The organism is Paucibacter soli, from assembly GCF_037482845.1.
In the GTDB taxonomy this organism is placed as follows: domain Bacteria; phylum Pseudomonadota; class Gammaproteobacteria; order Burkholderiales; family Burkholderiaceae_C; genus Paucibacter_B; species Paucibacter_B soli.
In genome coordinates, this window is sequence record NZ_JBBHJW010000003.1 from 351,985 (window position 1) to 369,837 (window position 17,853).

Consider the following 17,853-nt stretch of genomic DNA (forward strand, 5'->3'; position numbering starts at 1 on the left):
CGAATCAGAAGCGCCAGCTGCCCTCCACAGACCAGGAGCGCCCGGCCAGCGGCAGGTCGCCCGGCAGGGTGCCGCCGGGCAGGCTGGGCTCGCGCGGCTTGGCATCGAGAGCATTGCGCAGGGCCAGCGCCCAAGCCAGGCCGCGCTGCTCGCCGCCGTGGCGCAGCTGCAGGTCTACCGTGCGGTAATCGGCCACCGGCGGCCTGGCATCACCGGCGGCGCGCGCACGCCCGCCCACTGCATTCAACTGGGCTCCCAGCACATAGACGCCCGTCAGGCGCCAGTCGGCGCGCGCGAACAGATGGTGATGTGGGGCGTAGCCGGCATCCGTGCCGCTGGCCACGTCGAGAGTGTGCTGCAAGGAGAGCTGCGCCGTCAGCTGCAGCTGACGCAAGGTCTGCCAATGCACTTCCATCTCCAGGCCCTGGCCGCGTAGGCGGCCCAGGTTCTGGTAGCTCGCCCCGGTGGCCGGCGCCGGATTGGCCACCACGCGCACCTGGTCTCGCATGTCGAAGCGGTAGACGTTGAGCTTGAACTGCAGATCGCTGCGGACCTGCCAGTCCAGTGCCAGCTCGTCGGTGGCGATGCGTTCGGGCTTGAGCTGCGGATTGCCGGTGGAGACCGGGTTGACGGTGTACTGCTCGTTGAAACCGGGGGCGCGGAAGGCCTGGCCGTGCAGCAGCTTGACGGTGAGGTTGTAGGCCGCATCCCAGACCAGCGCCAGGCGCGGGTTGAGGGTGCTGCCGAGGTCGGAGTAGCGGTCCTGGCGCAGGCCCAGGGTCAACGCCCAATCGGGCGCCAGCTGCCATTCGTCCTGCACAAAGACGAAGTTGTTGCGCCGCCGCGCCGGCGGGATATGCGGCTGAATCGCGCTGTACTCGATCACCGGGCCGGTCGGGATCGGTACGCCGGTGGGGCTCAACAGGAAGTTCTTGTAGGTACGCGAGGCGTAGAGGTCGATGTCCTCGCTGCCCAGCCCGACTCGCAAGGCATGGCCCTGCCAACCCGCATAGCCGGCGTTGACCGAGACGCGGGTCTGGCGGTCCCAGCGCCAAGGCCCACCGCGCATGCCGTCGGGAAACAGATTCGGGCCGATACGCGTGCCGGGCGGGAACAGCATCAGCCCGGCAGGCGTCTGCTCGGTGTAGCGGGTATGGCTGAGGCTGGCGCCGAGCAGCCAGTCGCGGTCCGCACTGGTGCTGGTCCAGCCCAGCTCAAACATGCTGCGGCGCGAGTTGGTGTAGCTGTCGGGGTCCAGCGCCGAGTTCACGCCGGCGCCGGTGCCAATGCGTGGCTGCCACTGCTGGCTGCTGTTGAGATGCCAGTCGCCCCAGTTCAGCTTCAGGCCCAGGTCCAGCTCGCGACGGAAGGTGTTCACCGGCCCGGGCGCGCGACTCGCATGGGTGCCGAACAGCTTGTCCAGCCGGCTTGCAGCATCGGCCGCGATGAGCTCGCGCTGGCCGTCGCTACGCCCGGCATGGGCGTAGGCCACCAGCTGCAGCGGGCCGACGCTGCCGCCATGCTGCGCCCAGGCCTCGTGGCTGCCGAAGGCTCCAAGGCGGATACCGACCTCGCTGCCGCCGATGTCGGCCGCGCTCTTGCTCACCACATTGATCACCCCCGCGAAGGCGTCCGCCCCATAGAGCGCCGAGCCCGGGCCGCGTATCACCTCGATGCGCGCCACATACTCCAGCGGCAGGCCGGTCCATGACGTGCCCTTGTCGCCGCTGTAGGCGCCCTTCATCGGCACCCCGTCCAGCAGCAGCAGCACATGGGGGTTGGTGGGCGCGCTGTAGAGACCGCGCAAGCTGTAGATCGCGGCGTAGTTGATGGCGTTGACCGACACATGCAGGCCCGGCACCGAGGCCAGCACCTGGTCCAGGTTGGTGGCACCCATGGCCACGATGTCGGCCGCGGTGATGACGCTGGCCACCGCAGGCGCGCGCCGCAGCGGCTGGCTGCTGCCGGTGGCAATGCTGACGGTGGCGGCCTCGCCATAGGCCAGCGCCAATTCCTCATCCCGGTGCTGCGCCAGCGCAGCGCCCGCCCACAGGCCCAGGCCGAGCAGCCCAAGGCATCGTTTTCGCCGCATCGGCCCTCCTGGCATCGGTGAAGCGTCATCCTAAGCCAAACGTGCCGCCTCGCAGCCAATGCCGTGCCCCAGGGTCGGCCCCAGCATGAGCACTCATATATTAACCATATACTTCACTCGAAACAATTTGGGACGAGGTTCACCCGCCATGAGCACGCCGCTGTTTTTCGACTGGCACCATGAGCCGCCCGCGCATTGGCAGCAATTGCAGACGCTGGACATGCACACCGGCGGCGAGCCGCTGCGCGTGATCACCGCCGGCCTGCCCGAGCTGCCGGGCGCCAGCGTGCTGGACAAGCGCCGCTATTTCAGCCGCGAGCTCGACCATCTGCGCCGCGCCCTGATGTGGGAGCCGCGCGGCCACGCCGATATGTATGGCGCGGTGCTGACGCGCTCGCAGAGCGCCGACTTCGACGTGTTCTTCCTGCACAACGAGGGCTACAGCACCATGTGCGGCCACGCCATCATTGCGCTCACCAAACTGGTGCTCGAGACCGGCCTGCATCGCGGCGCGCCGGATGCGCAGGGCCTGCACCGCATCAGCTTCCAGGTGCCTGCCGGCCGCGTCGAGGCGAGCGCCCGCCTGGTGGACGGCCTGGCGCAGCAGATCAGCTTCGTCAACGTGCCCTCCTTTGTCTATCTGGCCGGGCAGCGCGTGGAGGTCGAGGGCCTGGGCGCGGTGCGCTTCGACATCGCCTATGGTGGCGCCTTCTACGCCCTGGTGGAGGCGGCACCGCTGGGCCTGCAGCTGCTGCCGGAGCAGCAGAGCCGCCTGATCGACGCCGGCCGCCGCATCAAGCAGGCGGTGATGGCGGCGCTGACCATACGCCACCCCTTCGAGCCCGAACTGGGCTTTCTCTACGGCACCATCTTCACCGGCCCGGCGCAGCACCCGGCCCACCACAGCCGCAATGTCTGCATCTTTGCGGACGGCGAAGTGGACCGCTCGCCCACCGGCTCGGGGGTGTCGGCACGCGCCGCCCTGCACCATGCGCGCGGCGAGCTGGCGCTGGGCGAGACGCTCTGCATCGAAAGCATCCTGGGCAGCCTGATGACGGTGCGCGTGGCCGCCACCGAGACCTTCGGCCCGCATGCCGCGGTACGGCCCGAGGTGGGTGGCAGCGCGCATTACACCGGCCGGCACCGCTTCTATCTGGACCCCGACGACCCTCAGGGCGCCGGCTTCCTGCTCCGCTGAGGCCTTGTCGCCATGCTGGCGCTGCAACAGGCCCTGCGCAGCTGCGAGCTGAGCCTGGTCGAGGCCTTGTTCGACCCGCTCCCCGACGTGGTGTTCTTCGTCAAGGACCGCGATGGCCGCTATCTCTCGGTGAACCAGACCCTGGTGCGCCGCAGCGCGCTGCGCAGCAAGCAGGCCTTGCTGGGCCGCACGCCGCGCGAGGTCTTCCCCGGGGCGATGGGCGAAGCCTTCGCGCGCCAGGACCATGCAGTGATCGCCAGCGGCGCCGCCATGCCGCGCCAGCTCGAGCTGCACCTCTATGCCGACGGCGGCGCCGGCTGGTGCCTGACCCACAAGCTGCCGCTGTGCGACGCGGGCGCGGTGCTGGGCGTGGCCGGCATCTCGCGCGACCTTGGCATGCCCGACCAGGGCCATCCGGTCTACGCCCAGATCGCCGAGCTGGCCGCGCACATCCGCGCACATTACGACCAGGCCGTCAACCTGGGCGAGCTGGCGCGCCAGGCCGGGCTCTCGCTCGATCGGGTGGAGCGCCTGTTCCAGCGCATCTTCCATCTCAGCCCACGCGAGATGCTGCTGCAGGCGCGCCTGGACGCGGCGCGCCACCTGCTGCACAGCGAGCCCGGGCTCAGCGTGGCCGCGGTGGCGGCCAGCTGCGGCTACAGCGACCACAGCGCCTTCGCGCGCCAGTTCAAGGCCACCACCGGCATGACGCCCTCGCAGTACCGGGCGCTGCAGCGCGGTACGGAAACGCGCTAAGGCATCAGCTGAGCAGCCAGAAAGCCATAGCTCAAGGCCCACAGCTGCACCTGCTGCTCGATGCTGGCCGCGCCGGCATGGCCGCCTTCGGTGTTCTCCCAGTACAGCACCTCATGGCCCTGGGCCTGCAGGCGCGCCACCATCTTGCGCGCATGGGCGGGATGCACGCGGTCGTCGCGCGTGGAGCTGGTGTAGAGCACCTTGGGATAGGCCACGCCGGCTCGGGCGTTGTGATAGGGCGAGTACTTGGAGATATAGGCCCATTGCTCGGGCAGGTCGGGGTTGCCGTATTCCGCTATCCAGGAGGCGCCGGCCAGCAGGCGGTGATAGCGCCGCATGTCGGTGAGCGGCACCTGGCTCACCACCGCGCCGAACAGCTCGGGCCGCTGCACCAGGGCCACCGAGGTCAAGAGCCCGCCCAGGCTGCCGCCCATGATGCCCAGGCGCTTGGGCGTGGTGATGCCGCGCGCGATCAGGTCCTCGGCCACGGCGATGAAGTCGTCGAAGCTGCGCTGGCGCTGCTCGCGCTGCGCGGCCTGGTGCCAGCGCGGCCCGAACTCGCCGCCGCCGCGCAGATTCGCCAGCACATAGACGCCGCCCTGCGCCAGCCAGCCGCGCCCCAGCACGCCGTTGTAGCCCGGCTTCATCGAGATCTCGAAGCCGCCATAGCCGTACAGCAGGCTGGGCCAGCCGCCGGCCGGCGGCGGCATGCCGCGCGGCTTGACGATGAAATAGGGCACGGCCGTGCCGTCGCGGGAGCGCGCTTGCAACTGCTCCACCACATGGCAGCTGGCATCGAAGAAGGCCGGCAGCTGCTGCAGGGTCTGGCGCGCGTCGCGGCCGACCTCGGCCAGCTCCAGCGTGGCCGGGCTGAGGAAGTCGCTGCGGGTGAGCAGATAGCGATCGCTGCGCTGACCGGCCAGCGCCGTCACGCTCAGGCTGCCCAGCTCGCCGGCGGGCAGCGCACGCACGCGCCAGCGGCCCTGCGTGTAGCGCCATTCGGCCAGGCGCTGCTTCACATCGTGCATGCTGACCAGCAGCACCGCGCTGCGCAGCACCGTGTGGCTTTGCAGGGCGCTGCCGGGCGTGGGCGCGAACAGGGTCTGGAATTGGCGCCCGCCGGCCAGGAACGCGTCCAGCGCTATCGCCAGCAGCGACCCTGCCGCATGGCGCCGGCCTCCGACCTCCCAGTCGGAACGCAGCTCGATCAGCAGCTGATCGCCGAAGGGCGTGGCGCTGGCGTCGTCGGGCTTGGGAAGTTTCAGCAACTTGCCTTGGCGCAGCAGGTATTGCTCGCCCGCGAAGAAGCTCGTGCGACGCTCGATCAGATGGGTGGCGCGACCGGGCGCATCGTCGGCCCAGGTCCACACGCCGACGTCGTCGGCGCCGGCCTCGAACAGCAGCGGCGCCTGGGCCAGCGGCGTGCCGCGCTTCCACAGCCGCACCTGGCGCGGATAGCCCGAGGCCGTCATGCTGCCGGGGCCGAAATCGCTGTAGACGCTGAGCGTGTCGGCATCGACCCAGCTGGCGCCGCCCTTGGCCTCGGGCAGCCGAAAACCATCCGCCACGAAGCGCCCGCTGACCGTGTCGAACTCGCGCAGCACATGGGCATCGCCGCCGCCGCGGCTGAGGCTCACGAGGCAGCGCCGGGCCTGGGGCAGCAGACAGCTGGCGCCACCCCAGACCCAGCGTTCGCCCTCCTCCTGGGCGAGTCGGTCCAGATCCAGCACGGTCTGCCATTGCGGTGCCGCGCTGCGGTACGAGGCCAGGCTGGTGCGCCGCCAGATCCCGCGCGGGTGCGTGGCATCGCGCCAGAAGTTGTAGACGAAAAGCTTGTCGCCGAGCTGCTGGGCCGGCGCCAGGCGCTGCGGCGAGGCCAGCACCTCGCGCAGGCCCTCGGCCAGCGCCGCCTGGCCGGGCCGGGCCTGCAGCGCCTGCTCGGCGGTCTGCTGCTGCTCGCGCACCCAGGCCAGCGCGCGCTCGCCCTGCACCTCCTCCAGCCACAGATAGGGGTCTACTTCTTCTTGCTCGGCCTGCGCCGGTGCGGCCAGGGCCGCAGCACACAGCGCCAGCAACAGCCAGCGTTTGCACATCAGAACTTGGCCTCCAAGGCCAGCTTCAACACCCGGCCCGCCAGCGGCAGCGCCGAGTTGGGGCGATGCTCGATCAGGCTAGGCTGATTGAAGGCGTTGAACAGATTGGCCGAGAGCGTGAAGCCCTTGATGCCGCTGTAGCTGAACCACAGATCGGTGCTGGTCCAGGCCTTGATGCGGCAGTCCGCCTCCGCCACATCGCGCTTGGCGCAACCCTCGGGCAGGTTGTCGCTGTCCCAGTCGGCGGCGGCGAGCTTGGTGGCGCTGGTGTAGTTGACGCGCGCGCCCAGCTTCCAGTCGCTGCGCGCCCAGTTCAGCTTGAGCACCGAGTTCTGGCGCGGCGTGCCGCGATAGCCGACGCGGTTCTCGGTGTAGTCGGCGGCAAAGCTGTCCCAGTAGCGCACGCCCAGCTTGACGTTGGTTTCCAGGTTCACATCCAGCGTGCCCCATTCGCCCAGCTTCCAGCGGCTGCGCAGATCCAGGTCCAGGCCCGAGACCTTGGTCTTGCTGAGGTTCTGGTACTGCAGGCCCACGGTGCGGATCGAGCCGACGGCAAAGGCGATGTCCTTGCCCGACAGCTCCTTGACCCGCTTGGCATAGTCCTTGTCCTGCGCGCTCACCGGATCGCGCGGCGCCAGGCCGGGGTGCGCATCCTCGTTGCTCAGCACATCGTTGATGTCCAGCGTGCCGATCTCGTCGCGGCGCTGGATGTTGTAGTAGTCCAGCGAGGCGCTGATGTTCTGATTGGCCTGGAACACCAGGCCCAGCGAGGCATTGTTGGAATGCTCGGGCTTGAGGCCGGGGTTGGGCGTGATCACCGAGGGGAAGCTGATCGAGCACCCCGAGTTGTAGACCGCGGTGGCATCGAGCTTGTCGTTCGCATCGCCGGTCTTCAGCACATCGCGCATCTGGCGCGCGCTGTCACAGCGCTTGGGGTCGAGGTAGCCGTTGTTGAACCAGGAGGCGCCGCCATTGCCGGTCTCGGGCAGGCTGGGCGCGCGGAAGCCCTGGCTGGCGGTGCCGCGCAGCATCAGCTCGCGCAGCGGACGCCAGGCCAGTTGGACCTTCGGCGTGATGGCACCAAAACCGTTGAAGACCTTGTCGCCGCGCAGCGCCAGCGTGGCCTCGATCTGCTTGGTGACGGGGGCGCTGAATTCGGTGAAGAGCGCCGCCACATCGCGCTGGCCGTGGATGTCCACGCCCGAGAAGCCGACGATGCGGCCCTCCAGGATGTTGTCCATGCTGCGATGCTCGAAGCGCTCATGGCGCAGCTCGGCGCCCAGCGCCATCATCAGCGGCCCACCGGGCAGCGTGCCGATCTCGCGCGAGCCCTTGAAGTCGGCGAAATGCTGGCTGTAGGTGCCCGAGGAACCCATCTCGGGGAACATTTTTTCGAGCAGCTCGGGCGCGTTGACCTGGCCGAACTTGTAGGCGCCGCTGGTGATCGCGTCGGCATAGGCGTAGCGGTCCTTGTAGAGGTGCTGGCGCTGGGTGGCGTGCGAGCGCATCGTGCCCAGCGCGCTGTCGATGTCCCAGCCCCAGGCCGTGCCTTCCACGCCGGCCAGCAGGCGGTAGTCCTGCGAGGCGCCGACGTTCTTGAACATCTCCGGGTTGTCGACGAAGCGGTAGGCCAGGCCGATCGGGAAACCATAGGGGTTGTTGGCATGGCCAGCCGGCAGCAGCGGGTCGGTGAAGCGTTGCAACTCGCCCTTCAGCGAGTTGTACCAGCTGCTCACCGAACCCGGGCTGCTGCGCGGGATGTTGGTGTAGTACTTGGCCTTGATGTCGGCGCCCTGCAGCTCGGCAAAGGCGGTCAGATCCTTGTTCAGCTGCAGGCGCGCGCCGGCCAGGAAGGTGACGCGCTCGGTGGCCGGGCGGGCGTCGCTGTCCTTCCAGTAGTCGTACTGGCACACGCCGCCAATCAGGTTCTCGGCCGCGCAGCCGGGCGCCGGCTTGTTGATGCGCTTGCCGGCCAGCGCAGCGTCCGCGTAGTTGGCCGGGTAGCTGCCGGTGTAGTTGCCCGGGAAGGAACCCGCCGAGCGCTGGCTGCGCGAGGGGTTCTGCTCCAGGAACCAGTCGGGCAGCAGCGGGCGCACCTCGCTGTCCTTGTAGCTACCGCGCTTGTAGAGCTCCAGATGCGCGTAGGCGTTGAAGCCGTCGCGGTCCAGATTGCCGTGACCCACGGTCACCGAGCCCTGCTGGTCCTGCGAGAGGAAGCTGCGCTTGAGCGACTGCTGGGCGCTCACCGCCAGCCCGACGCCGCTGTAGTCGCGCTTGGTGATGATGTTGATGACGCCGCCGATCGCGTCCGAGCCGTAGATGGCCGAGGCGCCGTCCTTCAGCACCTCCACGCGCTCGATGATGTTGGCGGGAATGGCGTCGATATTGGTGAAGTTCAGCTGCAGGCCATCGGCAAAGCCATAGCTGGCCAGGCGTCGGCCATTCAGCAGCGTGAGCGTGCCGCCGGTGCCCAGATTGCGCAAGGACACGCCCGAGGCGCCGCTGGCCCAGGAGTTGGCGCCGCCCAGATCGCTGAGCGCGCTGCCGTCGTTGGTGCTGAGATTGGCCAGCACATCGCCCAGGGTGAGCGCGCCCATCGCCTTGATCTCGTCGCCAGAGACAACCTGCAGGGCCTGCGAGGTCTCGCTGTCGGTACGCTTGATGTTTGAGCCGGTCACGACCACGCGGTTCAGCGTGGCATTGGCTGGTTGCAACTGCTGCTCTTGCGCCTGCACGGCCAGGCTGCTGACGGCCATGGCGGCGGCCAGGGCGATAGGGGTCGGGTGGGGCATGCGCACGGGTCTACTCCGGATGGCTCAAAAGAGTTCCGCAGCTTAGGAAAGGCCCCGCCGCAGGTCTTGATGCCAGCCGTCGGCGCGCCCGCCGAAATCGGCACAAGCAGGGTTTAACCCAGCAGCTGATTCAGGCCCAGCTGCCCCTTGGGCGTGACACGCAGGGCCCGGCTGTCCAGCTCGCCCTCAACCCAGCGGCGCTCCAGCAGCAGCGTGAGCCAGGCCGCACCCAGCGCCCCGCCCAGGTGCGGGCGGCGTTCGCTCCAGTCCATGCAGGCGCAGGCCAGGCGGCGGCGCTTGGCGGTGGCAGCCGCCACGTCCAGGCCCAGGGCGCCGAGCGCGGCCGCGCCGCGCTCGCTCAGCGCATAGGCGCGGTCCTGGCTGCGGTCGGGCTGCAGCCAGGCCTGGCGCAGCGCATGGTCGTGCAGGCGCACCGCCCAGCGGCCGGCCATGTGGTCGTAGCAGCGCCGCGCCTCGCGCAGCTGCACGGGGGTGCTGGGTTCGAAGCGTGGCGCGCTGCGACCGGCCAGCACCAGCATCGCTTCCAGCGCCGCCCCCACCTCGCCGCCGGCCAGGCGGTAGTAGCGGTGCCGGCCCTGGCTCTGGCAGTCCAGCAGGCCCTGCGCCTGCAGGCGCGCCAGGTGCGCGCTGGCGGTGGAGGCGCCCACCTCGCCCACCGCGGCCAGCTCGGTGGCGGTGCGCGCATGGCCATCCATCAGGCAGCACAGCATGCGCGCGCGCGCCGGCTCGGCCATGCATTGCGCCAGCTCGGCGAGGGCGCTGTCGGTGTCCCGTGTCTTGCTTTCCATGTTTCGATGCTAAGCGAAGCATGAGTGCCGGCAACAGGCCACAGTCGCGCCATGCACTGCCCCTCCTCACTCCATGCCCTGAACGCGGCCCAGCACGCCGACCCCGACTCCCTCTACCGCAAGCTTGTTGCGCGGCCGGGCCTGCACTTCGATCCCCAGCTGCAGCTATGGATCGCGGCCGAGGCTGCCAGCGTGCGCGCGCTGCTCGATCACCCCGAGCTGGGCGTGCGCCCACCGGACGAGGCCGTGCCACTGCAGCTGCAGGGTCGCGCCTTCGGCGCGGTGTTCGCCCGCTGGCTGCGCATGCGCGACGACGCCGGCCATGCCGGCGAGAAGGCCGCACTGCAGCTGGCGCTGGCGGCCTGGCCTCCCGAGCGCGTGCTGCAACTGGCCGAGGCGACCAGCCGCCTGGCCGCCCAGGGCGGCGCACGCCACTGGCAATGGGCCTGCCTGCCCTGCAGCATCGCCGGCCTGCTGGGCTTCGCGCTGCCGGACCTGGCGGCGCAGCGCGCCCTGCTGCAGCATCTCGCCCACTGGGCCGCGGCGCTGCGGCCCGGCGCGTCGCCCCAGACCCTGGACGCCGCGGACGCGGCCGTGGCGGCGCTGGCGCCATTGGATGCACAGGCGCTGGCCCTGCTGTGGCAGAGCTACGAGGCCGGCGCCGGCCTGCTGGGCAATGCCTGGCTGACCGGCGCCACCGTGGAAGGGACGCCGCCACCCATTCACCACACACGCCGCTTCGCGCGTACCGACATGCAGATGGCCGGTGTCACCCTGCCGCGCGGCGCCTGTGTGCTGTTGCTGCTGGTGGCCGAGCCGGCCTTGGGCTTTGGCCATGGCCGGCATCGATGCCCCGGGCAAGACCTGGCCCTGCAGATCGCCAACATCGCCCTGCGGCACGCGCCGCCGCGCCCGCCTGGCCTGCAGCCCGGCTACCTGCCACTGCCCAATGTCCGCATTCCCGAACTCCCGCTGTGAGCCCGCCATGATTGCCGTGATCTTCGAAGTCAGCCCCGCCCCAGGTTGCCTGCAAGCCTATCTGGACCATGCAGCGGCCTTGCGCGCCGAACTGCAGGCCATTGACGGCTTCATCAGCATCGAGCGCTTCCAGAGCCTGGCCGATCCGGCGCGCCTGCTGTCGCTCTCGTTCTGGCGCGACGAGGCGGCCGTGCAGGCCTGGCGCCAGCTGGAATCGCACCGCCCAGGCCGCCGGCCGGAACGGCATGTTCAGCGACTACCGGCTGCGCGTGGCCGCGGTACTGCGCGACTACGGCATGCATGAACGCGAACAGGCCCCGGTCGATAGTCGCCGCGCACATGGTTGAGCGCCATTCGTTGCCCCCCCAAGTTCGCAGGATGGGCACGACGGCCTGCCATCCCCAGAATCAGGCACTCGCCTCGCGTGCCGGCAAGCTGCTGCGCCCGGTCGCAGGGCCTTAGTGATCCAAGGAGCCTCAAATGCGCAAGCGTAGTGTTAAAGCCATCGCCGTCGGGGCCTTGCTGCTCGGCAGCGGCGGATCGGCATTGGCCGTCACCATCGGCGGTCTGACGCTGCCGACGGGGCCCAGCTTCATGGCCGGCCAGATCTACGAAACTGCTTCGGTGGCGAGCATTGGCGATGTACTGGCTGGCTACGGCAAGGTCGACTCGATCGGCTCCACCGCCGTCGCTGACCTGTGCGCCGGCTGCGAACTGACCTACGCCTTTGGCGGCTACACGGTCAGCTCGATATCGGCCAGCGAGGTCCGCTTCAGTGGCGGCTGGGTCAAGTTCTACCTGGGCTATGGGGCCGACAAGGACTTCAGCACCAGCAACCCCGGCGGCTCTGCCGGCGATCTCATCGAGGCGACGAACGGCACGCTGTTCCTCTCGCTCAAGGGCCACGCCGTGGATGCCGCGGGCCATACCTTCATAGGCACGGGCGTGGGCATAGGCACGGTGTCGCCCGCGGGCTTTGGCACCGGCCTGGCCGATGTCGACACCAGCGCCGGCGGCATCGCCAACGCTCATTTCAACGCAAGTGCCATTCCGGCGCTGTTCGGCGGCCCGGCCGACTTCGAGATTGGTTCGTCCTTCAGCGCCCTGCACCCGGTCTACCCGGCCGAGTGCCCAGGCGGTGCCGCCTGCCTGCGCGGCAGCGTTGACCTCAGCGTGACGACGGTGCCGGAACCGGGCAGCTATGCCCTGTGGCTGGCCGGGCTCGCCGCGATCGGCTTTGTCAGCCGCCGCCGCCAGCGCTGAACAAGCCCGTGCTGCCCACCACAGGCCTCGGCATGCGCCGGGGCCTTTTGCTATGCGCCCGGCACCGGACCTAGACTGCAGCTCCCGAGACCGGAGCGCAACCATGACCAAAATCCATCTGCCGACCCGTTTGGCGCCGCTGTTGGCGGCCCTGCTTGCCAGCCTTTGCTGCGGCCTGGCCGGCGCCGAGCCCATCGGCGAGGTGGACACGGTGTTCAAGTTCATTGGCCCCGACCACAAGATCGTCGTCGACGCCCATGACGACCCCAAGGTGCAGGGCGTGACCTGCTATGTCTCGCGCGCCAAGACCGGCGGCATCAAGGGCGCGTTGGGCCTGGCCGAGGACAAGAGCGAGGCCTCGATCGCCTGCCGCCAGACCGGCCCCATCGGCTTTCTGAAACCCCTGCCCCAGCAGGAGGATGTGTTCACCGAGCGCATCTCGCTGATCTTCAAGAAGCTGCGCATCGTGCGCATGGTCGACACTAAGCGCAACACGCTGGTCTACCTGACCTATTCCGACCGCGTCATCGAAGGCTCGCCGCAGAACAGCGTCACCGCCGTGGCGGTGGACCGGGGCACGCCGATACCGTTGAAGTAGGACGCCAGGCGCCTCACAAGCAAACGAAGGGGCGTCAATAGTGATATCGCAGTTGCGCGATCAGCAGCGCGTCGCCCTCGACCTTGTAGACCACGCGATGCTCATCGCTGAGGCGGCGCGACCAGAAACCTGAGAGCGCGTGCTTGAGCGGTTCCGGCTTGCCAATGCCCTCAAATGGATCACGCTGAATCTCGCGAATCAGCTTGTTGATGCGCTCGAGCATCTTGCGATCCTGCTTCTGCCAATAGAGGTAGTCTTCCCAGGCCTCATCAGCAAAAACCAGCTTCACTTGGACAGCTCACGCTCAACGCCGTGGCCGGCGCTCAGCTGCAGCGCGGCGGAAATCAGGCGCTTGGCGTTCGCCGGGTTGCGCAGCAGGTAGGCCGTCTCTTCCATCGCCTGGAAGTCCTCCAGCGAGAGCATCACGACGGACTGCTCGCCATTTCGCGTGATGATCAGGGCTTCGTGATCGTTGCAAACCCGGTCCATCGTGCTCGCCAGGTTGGCGCGGGCTGCCGAGTAGGTAATCGCATCCATGGGGGGCTCCGTTGTTGTACGCATTATTGTACGCCTCACTGCCGATGCGCCTGCAGCACCGCCAGCAGCTGTTTCACGCTGGGCGCCAGCGCCTTGCTACGCCGATGCGCCACCGCCATCTCCCGATGCATGGCCGGATGCAGCGGGCGCAGCTGGATGCGGCCATGCAGGGCCAGTTGGTGGGGTTCGGCCTCGCCGTCCAGCGGCAGCACCGCAGCACCATAGCCGGTGGCCACCAGGCTCTTCATCGCCTCGGTGTAGTTGAGCTCGATGCGCGCACCCGGGTGCAGGCCGGCGGCAGCGAACCAGGCCATGGTCTGGCGGTAGATCTGCGAGCCCGGTTCATTGAGGATCAAGGGCTTGTCGGCCAGCCATTGCGGCGTGATGCGCTTGGGGGCCTGCCATTGCGGCGGGAGCAAGGCCATCACCGGATCGACGCGCCAGCGCTTGAGCACCAGATCGGCCGACTCCTGCACCGGCATCGACACCAGCGCCACGTCGACGCTACCGGCCAGCACGCGTTCGCAGGCCTGCGCCGTGCCCAGCAGGCTCAGCTCCACCTGCACCTCCGGATGCGCACGCGCCATCTGCTCCAGCACCGGCGGCAGCAGATGCACCAGCGGGCCGGTGCTGGCGGCCAGGCGCACGCGGCCGGTCAGACCCTTGGCATGCAGGCCGATGTGGCGCTCGGCCTCCTCGGCGTCCTGCAGCAGCTGGCGCGCCCGTGGCAGCAGCGCCTCGCCGGCGGCGGTGAGCGCCACCGCTCGTTTGCTGCGCAGGAGCAGCGGCGTGCCCAGGCGCGCTTCCAGCTCGCTGATATGCAGGCTGACGGTGGGCGGCGCCAGGTGCAGGGCCTGGGCGGCGGCCGCAAAAGTGCCGAGGTCGGCAATCGCCACCAGGGTTCGCAACTGGTCGAGGTTCAGGCTACGCATCAGGATTTCTGACGCGTTACGTCAGATGATTCAACTTTCCAGATGATAGCGAGCGCGGCACGATGCGCTCATGAACACCCACCCAAGCCCCTCGTTGATGAACAGTCTGCTAACCCTGCTGCGGCGCGCCCGCGCGCGCCGGCTGGCACGCCAGCAGCTGCGCGCCATGGAGGCGCGCGAGCTGCTGGACCTGGGCATAGGCCCGGGCGAGATCGATCAACTCACGGCAGCACAAACACCGCCGCGCTGCGCGCCGGCACGCTGAAGCTGCCGTTCACGGCATCGAAGCGCGCCTCGGCGGCGATGCGCGCATCGGCCGCGCCGCTGGCCAGGTGCACCGGGTGCAACGCATAGGCCTTGCCCTTGAGCGCCGGCACCGGCACCGTCTGTGCGACCTTGTCGGTGTTGAGCAGGTAGACGATCTCCTTGAAGCCCGCGCCGGCCAGGCCGGCGCCGTTGAGTGCGCCCACCAGCACCGTGGGCACCTGGCCCGAGCCGGTGTTGTGGAACACCAGGCGGCTCTTGATCTCGTCGGCGCTTTTCAGGCGGAACAGCGTCGAGCTGGCGCGTATCCTGAGCAGATCGCGGAAGGCATCGCGGGTCCAGGCGATGTCGGCGGGCGTGGGCTTGATGGCCGCGGCATCGGCCAGCAAGGGCTTCATCACCGCCCAGCTGTCGCCGTTGTCGCCCTTCATCGGCAGGCCGACGCCGAAGAAGTTGTCCTGGTAGCTCCAGTCCAGGCGGTTGAACCAGTCGCCCGCGTCGTAGCTGTTGCGGTCCAGCGACTTGCTGCGCAGCGTGTCCACCCCGGCATGGAAATAGGCCACGCCCTGGCTGAAGGCATTGATGGCGGCGCCCAGGATCTGCACGCGCGCGCGGTCGACGCGGCTGCTGCCCTGCGGCAGGTGGTAGACGTTGATGTCGAACAGCGTCTGGTTGTCGTGGTTCTCGATGTAGTTGACCACCTCGGACGGATCGGTGACGAAGCCGGCGCCATTGAGCTGATCCAGCGTCACGCTGGCGTCCCAATGCGTCTGCAGTGCATAACTGCGAATCGAACCGGCCAGGCCGGCCTTGATCAGATCGCCCTGCCACATCAGATCGGTCTTGGCGCGGCCGCCGCCCTGGGCGTTCGGATCGAAGTACAGGCCGTTGATCCAGCCCTGGTTCTTCAGCAGGGCAGAGCCAGAGTCGAAGGGGCTGCCGCCGCGCACCGCGTCGCGCAGGAAGGGGTTGAAGCTGCCGATGCCCGAGCCGTTGAGGCTCCACATCGAGGCCTGCACAAAGCGCGCGCCGTCGGCCACCTCGCCGAAGTTCCAGCCCTCGCCCAGCAGCTGCACCGGGCGGCCGGCGGCCGCGGCCACCGCGCTCTTGAGCTGCTCCATCACGCTGCGCGGCTGGTGGCCCATCACGTCGAAGCGGAAGGAGCTGATGTGATAGTCGCGCGCCCAGACGATGGTCGAATCGATCATCAGCTTGGCCATCATCAGGTGCTCGGTGGCAGTGTTGTCACAGCAGGTCGAGTTCTCGACCACGCCGTTCGCGGTCAGGCGGTGGTAGTAGCCGGGCACGATGCGGTCCAGCACCGACTTGCCGTTCTGGCCCGAGGCCGTAGTGTGGTTGTAGACCACATCCATGCCCACGCGCAGGCCGGCGTTGTTGAGCGACTGCACCATCTGGCGGAACTCGACGATGCGCTTGGCGCCGTCGCCCGCGTCGCTGGCATAGCTGCCCTCGGGCGCGGTGTAGTGGTAGGGGTCGTAGCCCCAGTTGAAACAGTCGCTGCCGGCCGTGGCGGCCACCGCGGCCTGCTGGCTCTCGGCGTCGGGCGCGCCGGCGGGCGCGGGCGTGCTGCAGCCGCTCTCGGGCACGCTGGCGAGGTCAAACGTGGGCAGCAGATGCACATCGGTGAGGCCGGCATCGGCCAGCGCCTTCATATGCTTCATGCCCATGCTGCCGGCCTCGCTGAAGGCCAGGTACTTGCCACGGTTGGCGGCGCTGACGCTGGCGTCATTGGCCGAGAAGTCGCGCACATGCAGCTCGTAGATCACCATGTCGGTCGATCCGCTCACCTTGGCGGGCGGGCTGCTGGCATCCCAGCCGGCCGGCTTGAGGCTGGCCGCATTCAGGTTGGCGATATAGCTGCGCCTGGACTCGGCGCTGAGGCTCAGCGAGTAGGGGTCGGTGACCAGGTTGCGCACCAGGCCCGTGCCGCGCACGAACACATCGACCGCGAACTTGTAATAGCGGCCCGAGAGATCGCCCGCCTTGCTGACGCTCCACACGCCGGTGGCGGCATCGAAGGCGAGCTTGTCCACGCTCAGCGCGTCGTCGCGGCCATTGGCGTAGGTGAACACCAGCACCTGCTGGGCTGTGGGCGCCCAGAGCTTGAAGGCGGTGTTGCCGTTGGCCACGGTCACGCCCAGATCGTTGACCTTGGCGGCCGCAGCGTACAGATCGTCCAGCGCGCCGGGCAACTGGGCGCTGGTGGCGTTCTGCACATGGCCGCTGGCATCTTCCTGCACCAGCAGCAGCTGCTTCTTGAAGAGCTCGGGCAACTGCGGCAGGTCGGCGTCCTTCACCGCCAGCAAGGCGCCGGGGCTGAGGAACTTGAAACGCGTGGCCAGGGCCTGGGGCAGCGCCGCGCCATAAGGCTGCAGCGTCAGCGCGCCGTCGGCGCCGGCCACCTTGCCGTCCTTGGGCGCGGTGATCTGGCCGGTGGCGGAGTGGTAGAGCTTGAGCACGCCGCTGGCGTCGACGCGCGGCCACTGGATGATCTGCCTGTTGAGCCAGTAGGCGCGCGCATCGCTGGTCGAGACCGAGCGCGTGTCGGGCGCGCTGGCGTACACGCCCGCGTCCTGCTGCAGCAGCCAGACCTCGGCCACCTGGTTCTTGATGACGAGGCTGCCGAAATCGATCTTGATATTGTCCTTGCGGCCGTCCTTGTCGTTCTCGTTCGGTGCCAGGCCGTGGATGATGAATTCCAGCGCCTTGCGCGAGGCATCGGCCTTGGGATTGAGCACCGGGATGTCGAACACCACCTCGCTGGCGCCGGCGCTGTAGCCGGGCATCTTGGCCAGCGGCACGGCCTGGCCCCAGTCCGAGATCGCCACGCCGGTGCCCAGGCGGGTGCTGTCCAGGCCGCTGCCGGTCCACAGATGCAGGCCCCAGGCCGCGTAGTCGGCGCCATAACGCTTGTAGTGCACGCGCAGGGTCGTGAGGTCCGGCGCCGCGGCGCCCAGCGGATTGCTGAGGTAGGTGGCGCCGTCGTCCTGCACGCGCCAGATCTCGTTCCTTGCACCACTCTTCAGCAGGTATTTCTGGTCGGCGCCGCCGTGATCCTTGCTATCACCTTTGTGGAAGAGGTAGCCCACCTCGCCGCTGATCGCCGCCAGGGGCACCTCGTAGACCGCCCCAAAGCTGTCATTGCTGCTGGCGTTGATGCCGGCGTTCCAGCCCGGGTCCTTGGCCGCGCCCCAGGCATGCAACTGCCAGCCCGCATAGCTGGCGTCGCCGCGGCGGTAATGCACCGTCAGGGTGGTGGGCGTGTCGCCGCTGGGCGCCGGGCCCGGGTTGGCCGGGCTGGCGTTCAGCAGGGTCTGAAAACCATCGCCATTGCCCAGCGCCAGCAAGGGGTCGGCCGGCGCGGGCGCCAGCGGCGCCGGACTGTCCGCCCCGCCACCGCCGCCACAGCCCAGCAACACCAGGCTGGCGATGCCGGCCAGGAGCAGATGGCGCCAGCGGCGCGGCGACTTCACAACAAGGGCGTGCAGATCCATGCTTTGTCTCACTCGACGTTGTTGCC

General features: G+C 68.8%; 14 protein-coding genes and 1 pseudogene. 7 read left to right on the forward strand and 8 right to left on the reverse strand.

Annotation, left to right across the window (positions count from 1 at the left end; all coding sequences use genetic code 11):
- Window positions 1-4: 4 nt before the first annotated feature.
- Window positions 5-2,092: a TonB-dependent receptor plug domain-containing protein gene (locus WG898_RS09655; protein WP_339602562.1), complete on the reverse strand. Its 2,088-nt coding sequence runs from the start codon at window positions 2,090-2,092 to the stop codon at window positions 5-7.
- A 148-nt stretch (window positions 2,093-2,240) separates the two neighbouring features.
- Between WG898_RS09655 and WG898_RS09660 the strand changes: the two genes are divergently transcribed.
- Entirely contained in the window at window positions 2,241-3,290 is a 1,050-nt protein-coding gene (locus tag WG898_RS09660; RefSeq protein ID WP_339602563.1) for a proline racemase family protein, read from the forward strand.
- Between the two features lie 12 nt (window positions 3,291-3,302).
- A complete protein-coding gene (locus WG898_RS09665) occupies window positions 3,303-4,046 on the forward strand; it encodes a helix-turn-helix domain-containing protein (protein ID WP_339602564.1) in 744 nt (247 codons plus the stop codon).
- Here WG898_RS09665 and WG898_RS09670 read toward each other — a convergent pair.
- The 3 genes from WG898_RS09670 to WG898_RS09680 all read right to left on the reverse strand — a co-directional run bounded on the left by WG898_RS09670 (window position 4,043) and on the right by WG898_RS09680 (window position 9,740).
- The gene (locus WG898_RS09670; RefSeq protein WP_339602565.1) at window positions 4,043-6,139 is read right to left on the reverse strand and encodes a prolyl oligopeptidase family serine peptidase; all 2,097 of its coding nucleotides are present in this window, start codon (window positions 6,137-6,139) and stop codon (window positions 4,043-4,045) included. The genes WG898_RS09665 and WG898_RS09670 overlap by 4 nt on opposite strands.
- Window positions 6,139-8,931, reverse strand: coding sequence for a TonB-dependent receptor plug domain-containing protein (locus WG898_RS09675; RefSeq protein WP_339602566.1), 2,793 nt, complete (start codon window positions 8,929-8,931; stop codon window positions 6,139-6,141). Before WG898_RS09675 ends, WG898_RS09670 begins: the two co-directional genes overlap by 1 nt.
- Window positions 8,932-9,044: 113 nt before the next feature.
- Window positions 9,045-9,740 carry an ArsR/SmtB family transcription factor gene (locus tag WG898_RS09680; protein ID WP_339602567.1) on the reverse strand — a complete coding sequence of 232 codons (696 nt, stop codon included), beginning with the start codon at window positions 9,738-9,740 and terminating at the stop codon, window positions 9,045-9,047.
- 51 nt (window positions 9,741-9,791) lie between these two features.
- Between WG898_RS09680 and WG898_RS09685 the strand changes: the two genes are divergently transcribed.
- The 4 genes and pseudogenes from WG898_RS09685 (at window position 9,792) to WG898_RS09700 (ending at window position 12,579) form a co-directional block, all read left to right on the forward strand.
- Complete coding sequence (locus WG898_RS09685; RefSeq protein WP_339602568.1) at window positions 9,792-10,718, forward strand: cytochrome P450 family protein; 927 nt, start codon at window positions 9,792-9,794, stop codon at window positions 10,716-10,718.
- A 7-nt stretch (window positions 10,719-10,725) separates the two neighbouring features.
- Window positions 10,726-11,065 (forward strand): annotated as a pseudogene (locus WG898_RS09690) (antibiotic biosynthesis monooxygenase family protein).
- Between the two features lie 133 nt (window positions 11,066-11,198).
- Window positions 11,199-11,981 (forward strand): PEP-CTERM sorting domain-containing protein, encoded by a 783-nt coding sequence (locus WG898_RS09695; RefSeq protein WP_339602569.1) that lies wholly within the window; start codon window positions 11,199-11,201, stop codon window positions 11,979-11,981.
- A 103-nt stretch (window positions 11,982-12,084) separates the two neighbouring features.
- The gene (locus tag WG898_RS09700; protein WP_339602570.1) at window positions 12,085-12,579 is read left to right on the forward strand and encodes a CreA family protein; all 495 of its coding nucleotides are present in this window, start codon (window positions 12,085-12,087) and stop codon (window positions 12,577-12,579) included.
- A 34-nt stretch (window positions 12,580-12,613) separates the two neighbouring features.
- On the opposite strand, the gene WG898_RS09705 is transcribed toward WG898_RS09700, so the two are convergent.
- From WG898_RS09705 to WG898_RS09715, 3 genes are read right to left on the reverse strand one after another with little or no spacing between them, the layout of a single operon-like run.
- Entirely contained in the window at window positions 12,614-12,868 is a 255-nt protein-coding gene (locus WG898_RS09705; protein WP_339602571.1) for a Txe/YoeB family addiction module toxin, read from the reverse strand.
- Complete coding sequence (locus WG898_RS09710; RefSeq protein ID WP_339602572.1) at window positions 12,865-13,116, reverse strand: type II toxin-antitoxin system Phd/YefM family antitoxin; 252 nt, start codon at window positions 13,114-13,116, stop codon at window positions 12,865-12,867. Before WG898_RS09710 ends, WG898_RS09705 begins: the two co-directional genes overlap by 4 nt.
- A 35-nt stretch (window positions 13,117-13,151) precedes the next feature.
- Entirely contained in the window at window positions 13,152-14,048 is an 897-nt protein-coding gene (locus WG898_RS09715; protein ID WP_339602573.1) for a LysR family transcriptional regulator, read from the reverse strand.
- 70 nt (window positions 14,049-14,118) lie between these two features.
- On the opposite strand from WG898_RS09715, the gene WG898_RS09720 reads away from it, so the two are divergent.
- Complete coding sequence (locus WG898_RS09720) at window positions 14,119-14,313, forward strand: YjiS-like domain-containing protein (protein ID WP_339602574.1); 195 nt, start codon at window positions 14,119-14,121, stop codon at window positions 14,311-14,313.
- Here WG898_RS09720 and WG898_RS09725 read toward each other — a convergent pair.
- Window positions 14,270-17,827 (reverse strand): alpha-1,6-glucosidase domain-containing protein, encoded by a 3,558-nt coding sequence (locus WG898_RS09725; protein ID WP_339602575.1) that lies wholly within the window; start codon window positions 17,825-17,827, stop codon window positions 14,270-14,272. The genes WG898_RS09720 and WG898_RS09725 overlap by 44 nt on opposite strands.
- Between the last annotated feature and the right edge of the window lie 26 nt (window positions 17,828-17,853).